Raw genomic sequence first — 18,817 nt, 5'->3', positions numbered from 1 at the left:
AATCAGTTGTTCAGGAAGAAAATTGGTCGGTCATTTGGATTTTTATCCATTCTCAATTAGATAAGTCGGTTGAATTTACGCTGAAAATCGTTATATAATGAAGCGGGAATTAAATGATAATCATTTTCATTATCATTTATAGATAAATTATAAAAACGAGGGCAATAGAATGAGATTATGGATGTTAGTGGTAGCTGCAGTTATCTTATCGTTTGCCTCGCTGTTTATAGGAGCTATCGATATTAAACCGGCGGATTTACTCGATTTTCAATCGGATGAAGTACAAATCTTCCTTGCTAGTCGTGTACCGCGGTTGATGGCGATTATCTTAGCAGGTGCTGGTATGAGTATTGCCGGGTTAATTATGCAATCATTAAGCCGCAATAAATTCGTATCACCAACAACAGCAGGTACGTTGGATGCAGCGAAATTAGGTATTGTTATTTCAATGATTTTCTTCACAAATGTAACGTATATGCAAAAAGTGATGTTTGGTTTTGCATTTGCATTAATTGGAACATTTATTTTTATGCGTTTACTTGATCGCATCAAATTTAAGGATGTCATTTTCGTTCCATTAGTAGGGATTATGTTCGGGAATATTATTTCTTCGATTACGACATTCCTTGGATACGAAGCGGATATTTTACAAAACGTTAGCACGTTCTTCATCGGTAGTTTCACGCTTGTTGTGTCTGGACGTTATGAATTACTATACGTTGCAGTGCCAGCAATTATTATTGCGTACATTTTTGCGAATAAATTTATGGTCGCAGGAATGGGAGAAGAATTTGCGAAAAATCTTGGCTTGAGCTATAAAACGGTGTTAAATATTGGCCTTGTTCTTATCGCCATTATCTCAACAACGGTTATTTTAACGGTAGGGGTTATTCCATTCTTAGGATTAATCGTACCAAATATCGTGTCATTATATTTAGGGGACAATTTACGAAAAACGATTCCTCATACAGTCGCACTTGGTGTCGTTTTCCTTCTAGCCTGCGATATTTTAAGTCGTATTATCGTAGCGCCGTATGAAATTCCAGTAAATACAACGGTGGCTGTTATTGGTAGTGCGATCTTCTTAGTGATGTTGTTTAGGGGGAAAGCATATGCAAAGTAGTGTGAAGAAAACAAATACAATTAAAATTTTATGCTTGGCTGTATTAGCCATTATTTCGATTGCTGGCTTTTTGTTTTACAACATTCAAGGAAGTTTTAGCTATGCATTTCCGATGCGCGTTTATCGTGTAGCGGCGATGGTTATTACAGCGGTGGCGATTGCGTATGCGACAGTAATGTTCCAAACGGTTACGCGTAATCGTATTTTGACGCCATCGATGATTGGTGTCGACTCGATGTATGAAGTTGTACAAACAGTTATTTATTTCTTCTTAGGCTCGGCATCTATTTTTGTCGTCGACCGTTATTTGAACTTTGGAACAGCGATTTTAGCGATGGTACTTTTCGCGCTACTTCTTTATCGCTTCTTATTCCGAGCAGATAAATACCCGATTTTTCTCCTGTTATTAGCAGGAATGATTATCGGAACGCTTTTAGGAAGTTTAGTGAGCTTTTTACAGGTCATGATTGATCCTGTTGAATATTTAAGTTTACAAAATAAATTATTCGCAAGTTTCACAAATGTGAAGTCAGAACTAGTTGTGATTTCTGCTGTCATTTTAATCGCTTGCTTTATTTATGGGGCCTTTTTAATGCGCGACTTAGATGTCATGAATCTAGGTCGTGATAATGCGATGAATCTTGGTGTTAGCTATGACAAAATGGTGCTACGTGTACTTATTTTAGCGTCTATTTTAATTGCGACCTCAACGGCTTTAGTTGGGCCGATTACTTTCTTAGGATTAATCGTTTCAAACTTAGCGTATCAATTTTTAGTGACGTACAAGCACTCCATACTCATACTTGGCGCGAGTCTTATTAGTATTATCGCGCTCGTCGGTGGGCAGTTCCTTGTGCTGCATGTGTTTAATTTAAATACGACAATTAGCGTTATTATCAACTTCGTTGGTGGTATTTACTTTATCTATTTATTACTAAAACAAAGTAAAGGGGTAGCAGGATGATTGAAATTAAAGGAATCACAAAATTCTTTGGCAAAAAGCCTGTTGTAGAAGATGTGTCTGTGACGATTGAAACAGGAAAAATCACGTCCTTTATCGGCCCGAATGGTGCGGGTAAATCGACGCTATTGTCAATGGTAAGTCGCCTGTTAGATTCAGATACAGGGGAAGTTTTATTGGATAAGACAGACGTGAAAAAGCTGAAATCAAAAGATTTTGCGAAGCGCGTGGCGATTTTACGTCAATCCAATTTTATTAATGTACGTCTGACAATTCGTGAGCTTGTCTCTTTTGGTCGCTATCCATACTCTCATGGGCGTTTGACACCTGAGGATAATGTGATGGTCGATCAGGCGCTTGAGTATATGAACTTGATTGATATTCAGGACAAGTTTTTAGATGAATTATCAGGTGGTCAAAAGCAGCGTGCATTTATTTCGATGGTCATCGCGCAGGATACAGAATATATTTTGCTAGATGAGCCTTTAAATAATCTAGACATGAAGCACTCTGTTCAGATTATGAAAATTTTACGTAAACTAGTCGATGAGTTAGGAAAAACTGTAGTCATCGTACTGCATGATATTAACTTTGCATCGGTGTATTCAGACCGCATTGTTGCGTTAAAAGATGGGCGTCTTGTAAAGGATGGTCCGACGAGTGACATCATCAATACTGAGTCACTTCGTGAAGTGTATGACATGAGCATTCCAGTCCAAGAACAAGATGGTTGTAAAATTTGTGTTTATTTCCAATCTCAGTAAAATTACCAAAAGCCTATTGACAAGGTAAAATGATATCCGCTAGAATTAGCATTAGTTAATTGAAAATGATAATCACTCTCATGTGCGTGAGGGGATACAACTCAGGAGGAGAATTTTAAAATGAAAAAATGGCGTTTTTTAACTGCAACTGCAGCATTAACTTTAATGTTAGGTGCATGTGGTACTGACGAATCAGAGGACAAATCTTCTGGAGAAAAAACAGAACAAACTTCAACTGACAAAGAAACTTCAGCAGAATCAAACACTGCATTCCCAATGACAGTTAAGTCTTTATCAACTGAACGTGAAACAGAAGAAGGCGACAAAATCACTTTCGAAGACGTTGAGTTAAAAGAACAACCAAAACGCATTATTTCAATGGACTATGGCTTCCTAGATACACTTGATGCATTAGGTGTTGAAGGTATTGTTGGTATTCCTTACGGTGAAGGCCAAGGGAATATGCCTGAAAACCTTAAAGAAAAATATGCTCCAAGTGATGATATTAAAGACGTAGGTAACCTAAAAGAATTAAATCTTGAAGTAGTTGCGGCTGCTGAGCCAGATATTATTTTCATTACTGGTCGTCAAGCTCCTTATTACGAAGAGCTTAAAAAAATCACACCAAATGTAGTATTTGTTGGTTCTGATAGCAAAGATTATATTGGTGGCGTTGAAGATTCAATCGATTTAGCTGCTTCAATCTTCGGTAAAGAAGATAAAGCGAAAGAATTAAAAGCAACGCTAGATGAGAAGAAAAAAGCAATCCAAGAGAAAGCTTCTAAATACGATAATGCTTTAGTAACAATGTACTCTGACAAACAAATTTCAGGCTTTGATAACGGTGAAGACTCTCGTTTCAAATATGTATACGATGACTTTGGCTTCAAAACAGCAGTTGAAGGTATTGATACATCAGCTCACGGTTCGAACTTCTCTTACGAAGCCATCTTAAAAGCAGATCCTGAAGTATTATTCGTAATCGATCGTAATGATATGGATGTAGAAGCACTTAAGAAAGATGTTGAAAACGACATCATCAAGAAAACACAAGCTTACAAAAACGGCACAATCGTATACTTAGACGGTACAAACTGGTACTTCTCAAGCAACGGTGCTACAACTGAAGTTGAAAAAATGGATGAAATCTTAGACGAATTAAAATAATTCACTAAGCATAATAGGGAGCCTGCCTCTTTTGAGACAGGCTCTTTTTTTATAAAAAAGGAGGCAAAAACATGTTTGTACAAATGCGTCGTACCGTTGTAAAAGAAGGATTTAAAGATAAGGTTTTAGAGCGTTTCCAACCAAAAGAAGGAAAGCCATCACTACTTGAACAACGCGAGGGCTTTATTGGACGCGAGATTTTAGTGAAAAAAACACGCCGAGGGGAAGAAGAAGTTATCGTACTTATTCGCTGGGAATCGGAAGAGGCTTGGAAGGCATGGGAAAAGAGTCCAGAGCATATTGCTGGTCATAAAAAACAGATTGCGGAACATGGTGGCAAGCCGCCACAACCAGACTATATTATTTCGCGTGATGGCGGCGGCTATTACGTATTATAATGAAAAAGAGTTGTCTCTTGGCAGCTCTTTTTTTGTTGAAATGGGTATAAGAAAATGAGGAGTGATAATATGTTTAAAGATTTTAATTTTAAGCTCATTGTTATTGATGCATTACTTGATAAGGAACCAATTTTCGAACAGGAATTAGAAGCATTGAAAGAGCAATTTACAACACAATATGAATGGTACGAGGATATGAAGCCGATTCCACAAATTATGACATACTTACAAAACCTAGAGCTTTCGAAAAAGGATTTATTGAAGGTTGATTATCTATGTTTTGATGGTGGTAATGAAATCTATCATATTCTTCAGCCAGACTGGGACGGTGAGGATGAGTTCTTTGATGTAACGTCTGTTGAAGGCTTTGAACATTTGCCGAACCTTATGACAGTAGACTATATTTCGATGGCAGAGCCTGAGGTGTTAGAACCTTTACGCGAAGCGGGAATTACAGTGGAATAAAAGAACGAATAGTTGTTAGAAGGAGGCTTTTATAATGGAGCAATTTGAAGAATTTATTCAAGAGATTGAGCCGGCAGAGCATCGGGCTCGCATGGTAGAAGTCCTTCAGTGGGTTCATGAAACGTATCCACAGCTAAAGCCTGAGTTTAAATGGAATCAGCCAATGTTTACAGATCATGGCACGTTTATTATTGGCTTCAGTGTATCGAAGGCGCATATTTCCGTAGCACCAGAGGGCTATATTGATGAGGAATTTTCAGCACGTATTAAGGAACTAGGCTATACGCATGGGAAGAAATTAATTCGTATCCCATTTGCAAAGCCCGTTCAGTATGAGTTGTTGCAGGAAATTATCGATTTTAATATGAAGGATAAAGCAGATTGTACAACGTTTTGGCGTAAGTAAAGCATAAGAAAAGCAGGAATCGTGTTTAAAGCGATTCCTGCTTTTTATTTATGCCAATGTAAGCGGTAAGAAAGCATAGTCTCCGTCACGGATAATTGCCTCGCGTTTGACGGCGATTTCTTTACTGAAAATAGGGCCTGCTAAAACCGTTGTATGGAATTCGCCGCCCTCGCCGCAAGGGTCAATCCCTCGCGTAATCAACTCATCGACATAGCAATGTGTCAGCTCGCGTCCGAGGTCCTCCTCATGCATACCGAGTGATAAATTGACCGTTACTAAAATGGTTTTAAAGCCAGCATCAATAAATTCACGTACAACTTCGACATGATCCATTTCCCATAGCGGCATACTTAGTTTGAGACCAACTTGCTTTGTGACACGGTCATGCCAACAACCATGCTCAGGGACATCTAAATCACCCGTTACGAGGACATTTGCGCCGTCCTCCTTTGCTTGTGACAGAATCGTCATGAAAGCTTGCTCATAGCCTTCCCAGCTCGTTGCAATAGTATAAACAGGCAACTGAAGCGCCTCTGCCTGTGCATGGATTAATGCAGGTGGCATGCCATGGCTACGTGAGCGCTTGCCTTCCTCTTCAAGCATGATAATTAGTCCCGTAGCAGTTCCTTGTTGCATCGCTTTATAAAGCGCGAGTGTACTATCTTTTCCGCCGCTATAAGAGGCGATAAAGGGTTGCTTTTGTGCGTTTGTTTTCCAGTTTTTCATTGTTTATATTCTCCTTTACGATATATATTTATTGTAAAACGATAAATCACATGCTATTATCAACATGAAAATAAAAAGTGAGGTGTTTTTATGAAGAGCGCATCGACGTTGTTTTTAAAGACGGCTGTTTTTGTCTTAAGCTTACCAATGGTTTTATTCTGTCTATTCCTTATACCGGAAGTAGGTCGTGCAACCGCTGATTTACTGCCAGCTTTTGGGGCAAGTAAATATGTGGTTTGGGCACTACTTTACGCATCCGTTATCATTTATTTTATCGGTCTCTATCAGGCTTTCCAACTATTACGCTGCATTGACCAGGGAAGGGCCTTTTCGGTATCATCAGTGAGGAAGCTACAAGTAATTAAACGCTGTGCAGGAACGATTAGTATTTTGCACTTATGCGTATTACCGTCGTTTTACTTATTTGCTGAATTTGATGATGCACCCGGTGTTATTTTTGTCGGATTAATTGTGCCATTTGCATCGTTAGTCATTGCGGTGTTTGCTGCACTGTTACAAAAATTATTGCAGGAAGCCATTGAAATGAAATCAGAAAACGAATTAACAATCTGAGGTGAGAGAATGGCGATTATTGTGAATATCGATGTGATGCTCGCGAAACGAAAAATGAGCGTGACAGAATTGTCTGAGCGTGTGGGGATTACGATGGCGAACGTATCCATTTTAAAAAATGGAAAAGCGAAGGCTGTTAAGTTTTCTACGTTAGAAGCCATTTGCGAGGCATTGGATTGTCAACCAGGCGATATTTTAGCCTATGAAAAAAAGAATGAAGAGAATTTGTGAACAATGTATGCTTTTAAAGCATGTTTTTTCCAGTAAAGTTTAATTTGGGGTTATTTTTTGTGACATTATGTCATATGATAAAGGTAATAATATGCCGAAAGGATGAGTTCAATGTTTGAAAAAATTCTTGTAGCAATTGATGAATCAGATTTAAATGCCAAAATTTTAGAGGCGGCAGCAGAGCTAGCTAGCTTAAATAACGGAATTGTAACGATTGTCAATGTACATCAAAATCCAATTGCACCTGCCTACCCATATGATGTCACACGTGATTATGTGAAAACGGTAAATGAAGGTTTACTAAAAGACAGTGAAGAACGTTTAGAGAAAGCGAAAGAAATCGTACTTTCGAAACATCCTGAATGCGTGATTGAACTCGTATCATTAGCTGGAAACCCAGCGGATAAAATGCTTGAGTATGCAGAAGAAACAAAGCAATCTGTCATTGTCATCGGTAGTCGTGGTTTACGTGGTTTAAAAGGAATGCTACTAGGCAGTGTCAGCTCAAAAATTGCACAGCTATCACCATGCCAGGTGCTTATCGTTCATTAAATAAACAAAAGGGAATTGCGTCTACTGCGCAGTTCCCTTTTTTTCGTAGTCTTTTCTTAATATGCTCATCACAATTTCATCCGAATAAACGCCATCCCATAGTAGTTTCTCACGTAAAATACCCTCTACTTGAAAACCAACTTTTTCATAACTACGCTTTGCATGTGGATTATGACTATACACTTCAAGTTGCAAACGGTTAAGCTTTAACACATCAAATACATAGCGGACAGCTAACAAAACAGCGCGTGTGCCATAGCCTTTGCCGGTGTTTTTCATGCCAAGCATCGCAATACGAAAATAGGCGAGTTGATTGGCTACATCTATTTCGACAATGCCACCTTCGCCAATCATCGTGTCATCTTCGCGTAAGCAGACTGCAAAATCTATGCGACTGTCATCATCCTCACAAGTCACAATATGTTGTCGTACTTGTTCTACAGTGAATAAAGAATGTGTGCCTGTTAAATAACGAATTTCTGGTTCGGTAACGGATGCATGAATCGCCTCGGCGTCTCGTGGTGTGACAGGACGTAAATAGAGTACCTCATCTTGTATGAGCATAGCGCTCGCTCCTTTTATATAATCGATTAGTTCTAACATAGCATAACCTTCTGATTTTGGCGAAATTCCTTTTTTAGATGAAACTAGTTGACGAGGTGAAAATACCATGTTATTATTTATCTAGAATTCAAGATAAATAATTTCGAAATAAATGAATTCGAGATAAATAGGTATAATAATGAACTTTTTAAATAAATTATTCGGTAAAAAGGAAGAGGTAAAAGACATGGCAGAATTAAACATTGGTATTATTTTAGGCTCAACACGCGAAGGTCGCGTATCACCACAAGTTGGACAATGGGTAAAAGAAATCGCAGACAAACGCGGCGACGCAAACTACACCATTATTGATATTGCAGATTACGATTTACCATTACTAGGTACAGCAGAAGCACCAGGTGCACAAGCATGGTCAGAAATCGTTGCCAAACAAGATGGCTTTGTATTCATTACACAAGAATATAACCATTCAATTACGGGCGCACTTAAAAACGCATTAGATTACTTACGTGTTGAATGGAACAACAAAGCAGCAGGTATCGTATCATATGGTTCAGTTGGTGGTGCACGTGCAGCAGAACATTTACGCGGCATCTTAGGCGAATTATTAGTAGCGGACGTTCGTGTACACCCAGCATTATCATTATTCACTGACTTTGAAAATGGTGAATTCAAACCAAAAGAAGTTCAAACTGATTCAGTAAACCAAATGTTAGATCAAGTAATTCCTTGGTCAAAAGCGCTTTACACAATTCGTTAATTTATAAAAAGCAGGTAGCGTCTTTATGACGCTGCCTTTTTTTGTTTTTCTCTACAGGACAGCAGATGATAACTTTACCTATCTAGAAAATAAGTGATAAGTGGATTAATCGGTTTTTCCGATAATTACGAAGCTTTTTTTACATGAATATTCTTGTTTTGGTGTCTTTTTTTAAAATATTATGACAATTTTAGCCGAATATTCGTCTAAACCTTCAAAAAAAACAGAAAATAGCGTAGAATAGGATTCATCATTATTCCACAAGGAGTGTATTACATTGACGACAACAGTTAAACGCGCTTATAACTTAAATGCAGGTCCATCAGCATTACCACTTGAAGTCCTACAAAAAGCTCAAGAAGAATTAGTAGACTTTAAAGGTGCTGGCATGTCCGTAATGGAAATGAGCCACCGTAGTAAAGAGTATGATGAAGTACATACGGAAGCCATCGCACGTCTTAAAAAACTTTATAACATTCCTGAAAATTACGAAGTGTTATTTTTACAAGGCGGCGCAAGCTTACAATTCACAATGCTTCCAATGAACTTCTTAAAAGAAGGTCAAACAGCTAGCTACGTACAAACTGGTTCATGGTCAGAAAAAGCATTCAAAGAAGCAAAAGTTTTAGGGAACGCTGTAATCGCTGCAAGCACAAAAGAGAACAACTACAAAAACATCCCAGCATTTGATGAATTAAATTACAATGCGGATGATGCATACGTGCATATCACATCGAATAATACGATTTTCGGTACAGAGTGGGCAGAGTTCCCAGACACTGGGGACGTGCCGCTTGTAGCTGATATGTCGAGTGATATTTTATCGAAGCCAGTAGATATCTCTAAGTTTGCGATGATTTATGCAGGTGCTCAAAAGAACCTTGGCCCTTCAGGCGTAACGGTTGTTATCATTCGTAAAGAATTCCTAGAAACAGCGTCAGAAAATGTACCAACTATTTTAAGCTACAAAACACATGCTGACAAAAACTCACTTTACAACACACCACCAACATTCGGTATTTATATGTTAGGTGAGGTATTAAAATGGGTTGAAGCACAAGGCGGTGTTGAGGCAGTAGCAAAACGCAATGAAGAAAAAGCTGCATTAATCTATGATGTTATCGATGCAAGCAACGGCTTCTACACAGGTCATGCAGTAGAAGGTAGCCGTTCACTGATGAACATTACATTCCGTGTAGCTGATGAAGAATTAGAAAAACAATTCTTAGCAGAAGCAAAAGAAGCAGGTTTTGTTGGCTTAAATGGTCACCGTTCAGTTGGCGGTTGCCGAGCGTCTACTTATAATGCCGTGCCATATGAAACTTGCCAAGCACTTGCGAACTTCATGAAAGATTTCCAAGCAAAGCACTAAACTTTCCTTTCTTTAGAGGTCAGACTTTGTTATAATAGATAAGCTTAATAACGAACGGAATATAAAAAACGACGTAACGCACTTTTGTGCGCTACGTCGTTTTTGTCGTTTCTGGAAGTCTTGAGGGAGGGAAACTTTTTGGACGTATATAAAAATTTACGTGAAGGGGAAAAAGGCGCTTGGGTTAGTATTTTCACGTATCTCTGTTTAAGTGCCTTAAAATTAACGGTTGGTGTTGTCGGAGGATCGGAAGCACTTAAAGCGGATGGTCTGAACAATACGACGGATATTATTGCCTCTGTTGCGGTACTAGTAGGGCTGCGTATTTCGCAGCGTCCACCGGATGAGGACCATCACTATGGTCATTTACGTGCTGAAACAGTTTCATCATTGCTCGCTTCATTCATTATGGCCGTTGTCGGCTTACAGGTTATTTTTAATGCGATAAAAAGTTTCTTTAGCGGTGAGCATGAGGCACCATCTATGCTGACTGCTATCGTCGCAATCTTTTGTGGTATCGTCATGTACATCGTTTATCTATATAATATTCGTCTCGCACGACGTATTAAAAGTTCGGCTGTCAAAGCGGCAGCGTATGATAATCGCTCGGATGCGTTAGTGAGCTTTGGAACAGCTATCGGTATTTTTGCTGCTATTTTTGGTTTCCCCATCATTGACTCAATTACAGCGGTATTAGTTGGTTTACTGATTATTAAAACCGCCTATGATATTTTTGTTGAGGCTGTGCATACTTTAACGGATGGCTTTGATGAGCATGAGTTAGTAGAAATTAAAACGCTTATTCAACATGTAAATGGAGTCATTGAGGTAGAAGATATGAAAGGGCGTATGTCTGGGAATATGATGTTTTTAGATGTTACGATTACGGTTGATCCTAAAATGGATGTGGTCCAAAGCCATCACATTACAGAAGTAATCGAGGGCGTTATTCGTGAATATAACCCGTTTGCGGTGACACTTGTTCATATAGAGCCGGCTGATTATGCTACAATATAAGAGAACGAATTTTATATAGGAGGCGGTTACAATGGCTAATCCACAAGCAGTTGAGATGGTTGTAACACAAGGTCTAAACGTATTAAAATCAATGAAGGGTTTATGGAACTTTTCAAATCGAAACATGGATAAGGCGTCGGATGATTACACACGTTTCTTCGCCAATTTCCACTCATTTGATGTGTATACACATATGGATTCTGAAGTTGATGAAAATGAACATGTTCAAGCCTTCCAACAACGGGTATTAACATTTGATGCTCCTTATGCGCCACTACGTGTAAAACAACCTGCAGAAGTCAATGCGAAAGAATCCAAAGCGTTATATGAAGCGGCAGTAGAAGCATATAACACAATGGTGACAGACCTTGGCAAGGCAGACAAAGTTGTAAATCCAAGTTTTTTATAAATCGTGAGAAGCTACGCAAATTGCGTAGTTTTTTTTTGTTGATTTTTTGAAATTTTTCTCGCTTTTTCTGTGTGTTTGTTTTACAATTTTATTTTGTGATACAGGGTGTAAAATCACTACAATATCGAATAGAAAAAAACAACTATTTTTAGTTCTTGTACATGAATTTACAGCAAATTGTTAACACAAAATAGACAATAATTTTCTGTTGAAAAAAACGATTTAAGTCGTTAAAATTATTTACTACAGCCTGAAAGGGGTTAAGAAATGGAACTATGCTTTTACAATGAAATCAAGCACGGAGAAATGCTTGCAAATTACACATTAACGGAGGAGCAATTGCACTTTACGACAGCACCAGATGTAGCAATGGAGATGGCAAAAAATGATCCATATCGCTATCCAATCGTCGCAATCGATAATGGCGCAATCGTTAACTTCTTAATGTTAGATGGAGACCAGGGACGCAAACTATACTCGGATAATCCGAATGCGATTTTACTGCGTGCCGTATCAACGGACTTTCATCATCAAGGTAAAGGCTACGCAAAACGTGTCATGAACATGTTACCTGACTTTGTCGAGCAAAACTTTACTGACAAAAATGAGATTGTGCTAGTCGTAAATATTTACAACACAGCAGCACAAAGGTTATATCATAAATGTGGCTTTATTGACGAAGGCGTACGCACAATGGGCGCTAAAGGTGAAGTCATCGTAATGCACTACAAAATTAAACAATTGGTGGCGATTTAATAATGGACGATACCGCAAATAGTAGATAGGACTGACTCGTAACAACACATACGAGCCGGTCCTATTTTTTTTTGATTGAAAGCTGAGCGTGCTCGCTCTGCTTTGACGGGCGTTTTTAGTTCCTGACAAGTGACGTTCTTCGTCACGTAGGAAGGAATGAAACGACCCGCAAAGCAAGCACGCGAGGCTAGATAGTAAAAGAAGTGAGTCATGGTTAAAGACCGGACGACGGCGTAATTAGCTTACGTTCCGCTAAAGAAAAAATAGTGATGTTCTTGATTACAGAAGGAAGCGGGCGGACTCGAAAAGCAAGCACGCGAGGCTAGATAGTAAAAGAAGTGAGTCATGGCTAATGAACGGACGACGGCGTAATTAGCTTACGTTCCGCTAAAGAAAAAATAGTGATGTTCTTGATTACAGAAGGAAGCGGGCAGACCCGCAAAGCAAGTCATGTTCGGTGATTTTTCCTGATAGACTACTTATAATAAATAGAGAGGTGAACAGCATGATTGAAAATGTTTTAGGGCCAGTCGTCAATAAAAGCACGCGCGTGTTAATTGTCGGGTCGATGCCAGGGCAGCAATCTCTTGAAAAGCAGCAGTACTATGGAAATCCACGTAATCATTTTTGGCCGATTATGTCAGAGTTGTTAGAACAATGCGCACCAGAAAATTATACAGAACGACTCAATTGGCTCCAACAGCATGGTATTGGATTATGGGATACGATTAAATACTGTGAACGTGAAGGAAGTCTTGATGCCGCAATTCGTAATGAGGTTCCAAATGATTTCGAAACGTTATTAGCACAATATCCAGCGATTGAATGTGTGCTTTTTAATGGTGGAAAGGCAGAGCAAGTATTTAAAAAGCGAATTGGTTTAAACGTATTAACAGGTCGCCATTTTTATAAAATGCCTTCTACGAGTCCAATACCAGGGAAGAATATTAAAAGTTTTGAGGAGAAAGTGAAAAGTTGGTCTATCATAAAAACGTATATAGAGTAAATTGGAAAAAGTATAAGAAAGTCATCCTATTTTAGAGAAATAGGGTGGCTTTCTTCGCGTTTTAAAGGTTTTACGTTTTATTTTTTCTCGAAAAGGGAATTTTTTAATTATAGTTCGATAGGAAAGAGGTGCAACGAAAATGAAAAAGTTTGTTCAAAAAATAGCATTTGTTACTGCGACAAGCGTATTAGGAATAGGGACAGTGGCAGCGTTACCAGTTTCACCAATTACGGCAAAAGCGGCAACGGAAACAGAGCAAGTAATGGCTCAAGTACACGATGCATTAACGACAACACTTCCTATTACATTACCGCATAAAATCCCTGTAACAAGCGGGAAACATTTAACAGCAAAGACGATGGTTTCTAAAAACTATTACAAAGTAGTGTTTTACGAAACCTCTCATAAAGTACCAGTGAATGCGAAAAAATTGACGACCGTTTCAAAAAAAGTCGTTGCACGCATTCAAATGGAACGTTATACAACAAAAGCAGAAGCATTATCACATGTAAATTATTTAAATTACAGTAAATACGGGGGACAAAAGGTAGCGTTAACACACGGCATCACAGGCTATCAGGATGCTGGTGCCGGACAGCTTTATACGAGCTGGAATGAGGGACGCTGGGCGTTAGCGACTCATACGTACACAAATCAAAATGCACGTGGGGTCACATTAGCAAAAGATACGGTCCATTATTTAGAGACGCATCTTTTACCGGCGCCAAATCAATATGGTGCGATTCAATTAGATGCAGTTGGTAAAAATCACGCATTACGTCTTCAAAAAGGAACAGCTGTGATGACGATTGACAAAGTGACGACTGCAAAAGGGCTGTTAACAATCGCCACATCTGTACGTTAACTTAAAACAGCTTTTACGTTAGCTTAACAACTTTGTTGTACACTACAACTAGAAGTAGATGGAGGTGCAATAAATGATAAATCTATTATTTCTATTATTCATCGTAATTTCAGTATGTGTGGTCGTAAGAGAATATCACACAGAGTTTCGAATGTTAATGTGGAAAGACTTAGTATTTATCGGAAGTGCGTTACTTGGACTTCTTGTTGGGCTAGCATTTGTATTGAAAGTGGCAGCAGTTGGTTATGGGGTATGGCAAGTATCACCGTTTTGGCAGGATGTCACAGGCTTCTTTGTAATCGTCGTACTGTTCTACCCAGCAGCGACAGCGCTTTACCAATTTGCGTGGAAGCGTGCAGCATTACGAAAAAAACAATTCATTTTAAATAAATAGTGCTTAAAAAATACGGACGGATGCGATCAACTTGATTGCACCCGTTTTTTTATTTGAAATGACCGATTACGTCAGACAGCGTGTTTTAGATACGACATATTTTAAAATAAGTGCCAATGAGTGGCTATCGTCTTAGAGAAAAGAATGCTTTTATTAATCATCCAGTAAATACTGGCAAATCAACGCGTTATTCATAATGAAGTTCATCGATTTATAGCATTTTTAATAAATGAAAAAAGCCTATTTTCGACCCAAATGGGCTAAAAACAGCCTTTTCGGGTGCACTAAGGGTGTTTTTTGCGTGTTTAAGAGGCGCTTAATATGCCGATTCTCATGATGTAGCTAAAAGTGATATAGCAGCAACTGTTTTTAACTTGCAGGGATAAAAAGAGGCTGTTAGAAGTCCCGAAATTAAACAAAAGGAGTTAAAATAGAGGCTCTGACGGGCATTTTTGACACGCTTTTCAAGATTGCTATTAACAATGTGTTGTAAGTATTTAAGAAAGAAAAGATAATTATTTGCGTTTAAATACGCGTCGAATACATTTTTATTAAAAGTATGGGTTTATTTTCATGTAGATGACACATATTTATAGATATGTCGTATCCAAAAGACGCTTGTTGAGCTAATGGGTGATTTTTAATCGTGATTTTGACTTTTAAGGTGCGCGCGCTTACACTGTCATCATTGTGTGTATGGAGGAGGAATGATGAGTGAATGAATGGATAGAGCGCCGCGCAATGATTAATTTATATACGTTTTTCGTCAGCAAGCTCTTAACATCATTAGGATTTGGGGTTTTTAGCTTTGGGATTAGTCTGTATATTTTACAATTGACGGGATCGGCGTTAAGTTTTGCGACGAATATTATGTTTAATGTGCTACCACGTGCACTTGTTGCACCATTAGCTGGTTATGTGGCGGACCGGTTTCCGCGAAAAATAATCGTTGTAGTAAGTATGGCAGGTATTACAGCATCGATTGGGGCATTGATTATTTATACGGAGCTGTGTGGCATTTCGGTCGCAGCAATTTATACGATTACAGCCATCTTTTCAATGATTGGCGCCTTCAATGGTATTGCGTTTTCGAGCTCCATTCCGAATATGGTCGGTAAGCATAATGTGCAAAAGGGGATGGCATTTAATCAGGTGTCGTATTCGATTGGGGCAATTGGTGGGCCGACAATTGGGGGTATGATGTACGGCTTTGTATCGATGGAGGTATTTTTATGGGCCATGTTTATCGCTTATTTTATTGCGCTGTGCTTAGAGGCTTCGATGAATTTTACATTGTTTGCGGACAGGCTTGTAGCGAAAAAAGAATCGATGATGGCGAGTATGAGAAGTGGTTTTGTGTATTTAAAAAGCAAACCGCTCGTGCAGTCCTTATTAATGACACAAGTATGCATTAATTTCTTTTCGGCTGCAATAAGTGTGGGTTTAGTATTCGTTTTAGTGCAAAGATTATCTGTTGAATCCACGCAAGTTGGTATCATTCAAGGTGCGGGTGCAATTGGAATGCTCGTGGCGTCTCTTTATTTATCGATGCGCGGGGATTTAGTACGACCGCTGCGCTTTGTAAAACGTGCTGCGACGGTAATGTGCATAGCCATGATATGCATTGCTGTTCCACTGGTTGCAGGCTTTAGCACGTCGATAGCATTCATTTATTATATGCTGTTGATGTTTGTTTTTTCGGCTATGTCGATTTGGGCAAATACGCCAATTGGTGTCGTCATTCAACGAGAAGTAGACGATGCGCATAGAGGGCGAGTATTTGGCATTATTGAAACATTAGCTGTTGGTATTGGACCGATTGGCTCGCTTATTTATGGTGCCTTATTTGATTACATTGATGCGTCACTAATTTTTATTATATCGGGTTCACTATTACTAGTGATGATTTATATTTTACTGCGAGCATCTAGATTGAAGCATCTTTCTCCTCGATGATGAAACAAAGTTGATGTTCAATTTTTTGAAGTTGTCGATCAATAATTTGAAATTCATGATAAAGTGCGCTTTGCGCTGTAGGACAGGCTGATTGTTGTATCCTTTCAACGAGCTGTTGTATGTGCAGTTGTAAATTCTCATAGGTGCATGCTAATGTTTCTAACATTTTCTTAACCTCCTTTAATAGGTTGTTTGTCTTACTGTTCCCGTTTACTTAGTCTAAATAAACCTTCAAATAGTCGGGACTTTAGATAGATTTACTTTAAAAATTGCTGGGCGTAGAATAACAGCAATAAAATATCGTTTCTAAATCGCTGAAGTGAAAACGCGGGGGAACCAATCGTTACGAAGTCTTGTACTTCTTGGGGTGAATCCACATTGTGGTAAGGCTAACTCTTATGGCCTGAATCCGACAGCTAACCTCGTAAGCGTTATAAGGAGATGGCAACTCCTTTATTTGGTGTTGCCTTTTTTCGTTCAATCAAGCGCTTAGGGACACATTCTAATTAAAGAAGGTGTTGAATATGCTGATGTCATTAAAGCGTATTTTTATTGGAAGACCATTGAAATCAACAGAATTAAGTGAAAAGCGTTTGTCCAAAACAAAAGCATTGGCGATTTTATCATCGGATGCCTTGTCATCGGTAGCGTATGGTCCGGAGCAAATACTTATTGTGTTAGTAGCGGTTAGTGCAGCCGCACTCTGGTATTCACTGCCGATTGCGATGGGTGTTGTTGTTTTATTAGCGGCGCTTATTTTATCGTACCGCCAAGTGATCCATGCGTATCCACAGGGCGGAGGCGCATATATTGTATCAAAAGAAAATCTAGGGTTGAATGCAGGGCTTATTGCCGGTGGGGCTTTGCTTGTTGATTATATGTTGACGGTGGCAGTAAGTGTATCTGCTGGTGCCGATGCGATTACGTCGGCATTTCCAAGTTTACAGCCGTATAATTTAGAGTTATCCATTGTATTTGTCATTGTATTAATGGTATTGAATTTACGAGGAATTACAGAGTCTGCAACAGTGCTTGCGTATCCGGTTTATTTATTTATCGGTGCGATGTTTATCATGCTTATTATGGGCTTATTTCATGTCGCAACTGGGCAAGTAGAGCAGGTGCATACGTCGATTGGGACGCCGGTCGCTGGCATTTCCTTATTTCTATTGTTAAAGGCATTTGCATCCGGAAGCTCTGCTCTAACGGGGGTTGAGGCGATTTCAAATTCTGTACCGAATTTCCGTAAAGCGGAAGCGGTGAACGCCACGAAAACATTAGTGATGATGGGGCTGTTATTAGCGGCGATGTTTTCAGGAATTGTCTATTTGTCATTTGTATATGGCCTCATACCGCAACCAACCAATACGATTGTGTCTCAATTAGCAGAGGCAATTGTCGGGCATGGTATGTTCTATTATGTTATTCAAGCTGTGACAGCATTGATTTTAATTTTAGCAGCCAACACAGGATTTTCAGCATTTCCGATGCTAGCGGTAAGTTTATCAAAGGATAATTATTTACCGCGTATGTTACAGATGCGCGGCGACCGACTTGGGTATTCCAATGGGATTTTAATGCTTGGCATTGGTGCCATTATTCTGCTACTTGTTTTTAACGGCCAGACGACCAACCTCATTCCGTTGTATGCGGTTGGCGTATTTATTCCATTTACATTGGCACAGACAGGAATGTTTATGAAATGGTTACGGGAGCGCCCAAAAGGCTTTGGTGTAAAAATGACGATTAATTTCATTGGGGCACTGATTTCATTTACAGTAGCGATGATTTTCTTTATAACGAAATTCACGCATGTTTGGCCGGTGCTCGTATTTTTACCACTGATGGTATTTATTTTTTATAAAATTCATCAGCATTATGCGCAGGTACATGAAGCAATGAAGCTACAGCATGTCATTGATATTAAGCAGGGTAATATTTTTATTTTGTCAGTAGCGAGTATGACAAGTACAGTGGAGCATTCGCTAAACTATGCAAAGTCATTGAACCCAGACCAAATTATTGCGGTGCATGTCAGCTTTGAAAAGGACGATTGTAAACAATTTGAGGAGCAGTGGAAAAACTGGCAGCCGGATACACGCATCATCACGCTATATTCACCGTACCGTACGCTATTGCAGCCGATGACACGGGTTATTGACCGCATCCAAAAAATTGCGAAATATAAGGATGCGCAGCTATCGATTGTGATTCCACAGTTTTTACCGAATAAGCGCTGGCAATATGCCTTACACAATCAAACGGGGATATTTTTGCGGACGTATCTGTTATATAGAAAGGACGTCGCAATTATTACTGTTCCATATCACGTAGGTTTAAAAAGAAAATAAC

General features: G+C 39.0%; 23 protein-coding genes and 1 riboswitch. Of the genes, 20 read left to right on the top strand and 3 right to left on the bottom strand.

The features are described 5' to 3' along the window. Positions 1-169 precede the first annotated feature (169 nt). From QI30_RS15540 to QI30_RS15510, 7 genes are all read left to right on the top strand, one after another. Positions 170-1,123 carry an ABC transporter permease gene (locus QI30_RS15540; protein ID WP_126991504.1) on the top strand — a complete coding sequence of 318 codons (954 nt, stop codon included), beginning with the start codon at positions 170-172 and terminating at the stop codon, positions 1,121-1,123. Next, positions 1,113-2,087 carry an iron chelate uptake ABC transporter family permease subunit gene (locus QI30_RS15535; RefSeq protein WP_126991503.1) on the top strand — a complete coding sequence of 325 codons (975 nt, stop codon included), beginning with the start codon at positions 1,113-1,115 and terminating at the stop codon, positions 2,085-2,087. Before QI30_RS15540 ends, QI30_RS15535 begins: the two co-directional genes overlap by 11 nt. Beyond that, positions 2,084-2,848, top strand: a complete 765-nt coding sequence (locus QI30_RS15530; protein ID WP_126991502.1) for an ABC transporter ATP-binding protein — start codon at positions 2,084-2,086, stop codon at positions 2,846-2,848. The genes QI30_RS15535 and QI30_RS15530 overlap by 4 nt, the downstream gene beginning before the upstream one ends. Positions 2,849-2,968: 120 nt before the next feature. Beyond that, a complete protein-coding gene (locus QI30_RS15525) occupies positions 2,969-4,015 on the top strand; it encodes a siderophore ABC transporter substrate-binding protein (protein WP_126991501.1) in 1,047 nt (348 codons plus the stop codon). 71 nt (positions 4,016-4,086) lie between these two features. Next, positions 4,087-4,413, top strand: coding sequence for an antibiotic biosynthesis monooxygenase family protein (locus QI30_RS15520; RefSeq protein ID WP_126991500.1), 327 nt, complete (start codon positions 4,087-4,089; stop codon positions 4,411-4,413). A 54-nt stretch (positions 4,414-4,467) separates the two neighbouring features. Beyond that, positions 4,468-4,878 (top strand): DUF6892 domain-containing protein, encoded by a 411-nt coding sequence (locus tag QI30_RS15515; RefSeq protein WP_126991499.1) that lies wholly within the window; start codon positions 4,468-4,470, stop codon positions 4,876-4,878. Positions 4,879-4,912: 34 nt separating this feature from the next. Further along, a complete protein-coding gene (locus QI30_RS15510; RefSeq protein ID WP_126991498.1) occupies positions 4,913-5,284 on the top strand; it encodes an iron chaperone in 372 nt (123 codons plus the stop codon). A gap of 48 nt (positions 5,285-5,332) precedes the next feature. Here QI30_RS15510 and QI30_RS15505 read toward each other — a convergent pair whose 3' ends face one another. Further along, on the bottom strand, positions 5,333-6,010 hold the full coding sequence (locus tag QI30_RS15505; RefSeq protein ID WP_126991497.1) for a diphthine--ammonia ligase: 678 nt from the start codon (positions 6,008-6,010) through the stop codon (positions 5,333-5,335). Positions 6,011-6,100: 90 nt separating this feature from the next. Here QI30_RS15505 and QI30_RS15500 point away from each other — a divergent pair, with 90 nt between their 5' ends. The 3 genes from QI30_RS15500 (at position 6,101) to QI30_RS15490 (ending at position 7,366) form a co-directional block, all read left to right on the top strand. Then, on the top strand, positions 6,101-6,583 hold the full coding sequence (locus QI30_RS15500) for a DUF2975 domain-containing protein (RefSeq protein WP_126991496.1): 483 nt from the start codon (positions 6,101-6,103) through the stop codon (positions 6,581-6,583). Between the two features lie 9 nt (positions 6,584-6,592). Beyond that, on the top strand, positions 6,593-6,814 hold the full coding sequence (locus QI30_RS15495; RefSeq protein ID WP_126991495.1) for a helix-turn-helix domain-containing protein: 222 nt from the start codon (positions 6,593-6,595) through the stop codon (positions 6,812-6,814). A 111-nt stretch (positions 6,815-6,925) separates the two neighbouring features. Next, on the top strand, positions 6,926-7,366 hold the full coding sequence (locus QI30_RS15490; protein WP_126991494.1) for a universal stress protein: 441 nt from the start codon (positions 6,926-6,928) through the stop codon (positions 7,364-7,366). Between the two features lie 21 nt (positions 7,367-7,387). On the opposite strand, the gene QI30_RS15485 is transcribed toward QI30_RS15490, so the two are convergent. Continuing rightward, complete coding sequence (locus tag QI30_RS15485; protein ID WP_126991522.1) at positions 7,388-7,930, bottom strand: GNAT family N-acetyltransferase; 543 nt, start codon at positions 7,928-7,930, stop codon at positions 7,388-7,390. A 178-nt stretch (positions 7,931-8,108) separates the two neighbouring features. On the opposite strand from QI30_RS15485, the gene QI30_RS15480 reads away from it, so the two are divergent. The 9 genes from QI30_RS15480 (at position 8,109) to QI30_RS15440 (ending at position 16,465) form a co-directional block, all read left to right on the top strand. Then, positions 8,109-8,690 carry an NADPH-dependent FMN reductase gene (locus tag QI30_RS15480; RefSeq protein ID WP_126991493.1) on the top strand — a complete coding sequence of 194 codons (582 nt, stop codon included), beginning with the start codon at positions 8,109-8,111 and terminating at the stop codon, positions 8,688-8,690. A gap of 277 nt (positions 8,691-8,967) precedes the next feature. After that, a complete protein-coding gene (gene serC, locus QI30_RS15475; RefSeq protein WP_126991492.1) occupies positions 8,968-10,062 on the top strand; it encodes a 3-phosphoserine/phosphohydroxythreonine transaminase in 1,095 nt (364 codons plus the stop codon). Positions 10,063-10,200: 138 nt separating this feature from the next. Continuing rightward, the gene (locus tag QI30_RS15470; protein WP_126991491.1) at positions 10,201-11,079 is read left to right on the top strand and encodes a cation diffusion facilitator family transporter; all 879 of its coding nucleotides are present in this window, start codon (positions 10,201-10,203) and stop codon (positions 11,077-11,079) included. A 31-nt stretch (positions 11,080-11,110) separates the two neighbouring features. After that, positions 11,111-11,488: a hypothetical protein gene (locus QI30_RS15465; protein WP_126991490.1), complete on the top strand. Its 378-nt coding sequence runs from the start codon at positions 11,111-11,113 to the stop codon at positions 11,486-11,488. A 267-nt stretch (positions 11,489-11,755) separates the two neighbouring features. Continuing rightward, the gene (locus QI30_RS15460; protein ID WP_126991489.1) at positions 11,756-12,244 is read left to right on the top strand and encodes a GNAT family N-acetyltransferase; all 489 of its coding nucleotides are present in this window, start codon (positions 11,756-11,758) and stop codon (positions 12,242-12,244) included. Positions 12,245-12,749: 505 nt separating this feature from the next. After that, complete coding sequence (locus QI30_RS15455; protein ID WP_199754699.1) at positions 12,750-13,250, top strand: DNA-deoxyinosine glycosylase; 501 nt, start codon at positions 12,750-12,752, stop codon at positions 13,248-13,250. 139 nt (positions 13,251-13,389) lie between these two features. Beyond that, on the top strand, positions 13,390-14,115 hold the full coding sequence (locus tag QI30_RS15450) for a hypothetical protein (RefSeq protein WP_126991487.1): 726 nt from the start codon (positions 13,390-13,392) through the stop codon (positions 14,113-14,115). Positions 14,116-14,188: 73 nt separating this feature from the next. Then, the gene (locus QI30_RS15445; protein ID WP_126991486.1) at positions 14,189-14,509 is read left to right on the top strand and encodes a hypothetical protein; all 321 of its coding nucleotides are present in this window, start codon (positions 14,189-14,191) and stop codon (positions 14,507-14,509) included. Between the two features lie 714 nt (positions 14,510-15,223). Continuing rightward, positions 15,224-16,465: an MFS transporter gene (locus QI30_RS15440; RefSeq protein ID WP_126991485.1), complete on the top strand. Its 1,242-nt coding sequence runs from the start codon at positions 15,224-15,226 to the stop codon at positions 16,463-16,465. Here the strand turns inward: QI30_RS15440 and QI30_RS15435 are convergent. Continuing rightward, a complete protein-coding gene (locus QI30_RS15435; RefSeq protein WP_126991484.1) occupies positions 16,437-16,631 on the bottom strand; it encodes a hypothetical protein in 195 nt (64 codons plus the stop codon). The two genes, QI30_RS15440 and QI30_RS15435, sit on opposite strands and share 29 nt — an antisense overlap. Positions 16,632-16,767: 136 nt before the next feature. Continuing rightward, positions 16,768-16,911, top strand: a riboswitch (cyclic di-AMP (ydaO/yuaA leader). Positions 16,912-16,989: 78 nt separating this feature from the next. On the opposite strand from QI30_RS15435, the gene QI30_RS15430 reads away from it, so the two are divergent. Continuing rightward, entirely contained in the window at positions 16,990-18,816 is a 1,827-nt protein-coding gene (locus tag QI30_RS15430) for an APC family permease (protein WP_126991483.1), read from the top strand. Position 18,817: the final 1 nt, after the last annotated feature.

The sequence above is a fragment of the Candidatus Kurthia intestinigallinarum genome, from assembly GCF_003991225.1.
GTDB classification, from domain to species: domain Bacteria; phylum Bacillota; class Bacilli; order Bacillales_A; family Planococcaceae; genus Kurthia; species Kurthia populi.
This window is presented reverse-complemented; position numbering and strand designations above follow the sequence as displayed.

Excerpts from the sequence above, each read along its gene's own strand:
- QI30_RS15520 (WP_126991500.1), top strand. The coding sequence starts at position 4,087 with ATGTTTGTACAAATGCGTCGTACCGTTGTAAAAGAAGGATTTAAAGAT.
- QI30_RS15465 (WP_126991490.1), top strand. The coding sequence starts at position 11,111 with ATGGCTAATCCACAAGCAGTTGAGATGGTTGTAACACAAGGTCTAAAC.
- QI30_RS15510 (WP_126991498.1), top strand. The coding sequence starts at position 4,913 with ATGGAGCAATTTGAAGAATTTATTCAAGAGATTGAGCCGGCAGAGCAT.
- QI30_RS15445 (WP_126991486.1), top strand. The coding sequence starts at position 14,189 with ATGATAAATCTATTATTTCTATTATTCATCGTAATTTCAGTATGTGTG.
- QI30_RS15535 (WP_126991503.1), top strand. The coding sequence starts at position 1,113 with ATGCAAAGTAGTGTGAAGAAAACAAATACAATTAAAATTTTATGCTTG.
- QI30_RS15480 (WP_126991493.1), top strand. The coding sequence starts at position 8,109 with ATGAACTTTTTAAATAAATTATTCGGTAAAAAGGAAGAGGTAAAAGAC.
- QI30_RS15450 (WP_126991487.1), top strand. The coding sequence starts at position 13,390 with ATGAAAAAGTTTGTTCAAAAAATAGCATTTGTTACTGCGACAAGCGTA.
- QI30_RS15525 (WP_126991501.1), top strand. The coding sequence starts at position 2,969 with ATGAAAAAATGGCGTTTTTTAACTGCAACTGCAGCATTAACTTTAATG.
- QI30_RS15485 (WP_126991522.1), bottom strand. The coding sequence starts at position 7,930 with ATGCTCATACAAGATGAGGTACTCTATTTACGTCCTGTCACACCACGA.
- QI30_RS15515 (WP_126991499.1), top strand. The coding sequence starts at position 4,468 with ATGAGGAGTGATAATATGTTTAAAGATTTTAATTTTAAGCTCATTGTT.
- QI30_RS15460 (WP_126991489.1), top strand. The coding sequence starts at position 11,756 with ATGGAACTATGCTTTTACAATGAAATCAAGCACGGAGAAATGCTTGCA.
- QI30_RS15540 (WP_126991504.1), top strand. The coding sequence starts at position 170 with ATGAGATTATGGATGTTAGTGGTAGCTGCAGTTATCTTATCGTTTGCC.
- QI30_RS15435 (WP_126991484.1), bottom strand. The coding sequence starts at position 16,631 with ATGTTAGAAACATTAGCATGCACCTATGAGAATTTACAACTGCACATA.
- QI30_RS15495 (WP_126991495.1), top strand. The coding sequence starts at position 6,593 with ATGGCGATTATTGTGAATATCGATGTGATGCTCGCGAAACGAAAAATG.
- QI30_RS15490 (WP_126991494.1), top strand. The coding sequence starts at position 6,926 with ATGTTTGAAAAAATTCTTGTAGCAATTGATGAATCAGATTTAAATGCC.
- QI30_RS15430 (WP_126991483.1), top strand. The coding sequence starts at position 16,990 with ATGCTGATGTCATTAAAGCGTATTTTTATTGGAAGACCATTGAAATCA.
- QI30_RS15505 (WP_126991497.1), bottom strand. The coding sequence starts at position 6,010 with ATGAAAAACTGGAAAACAAACGCACAAAAGCAACCCTTTATCGCCTCT.
- QI30_RS15530 (WP_126991502.1), top strand. The coding sequence starts at position 2,084 with ATGATTGAAATTAAAGGAATCACAAAATTCTTTGGCAAAAAGCCTGTT.
- QI30_RS15500 (WP_126991496.1), top strand. The coding sequence starts at position 6,101 with ATGAAGAGCGCATCGACGTTGTTTTTAAAGACGGCTGTTTTTGTCTTA.
- QI30_RS15455 (WP_199754699.1), top strand. The coding sequence starts at position 12,750 with ATGATTGAAAATGTTTTAGGGCCAGTCGTCAATAAAAGCACGCGCGTG.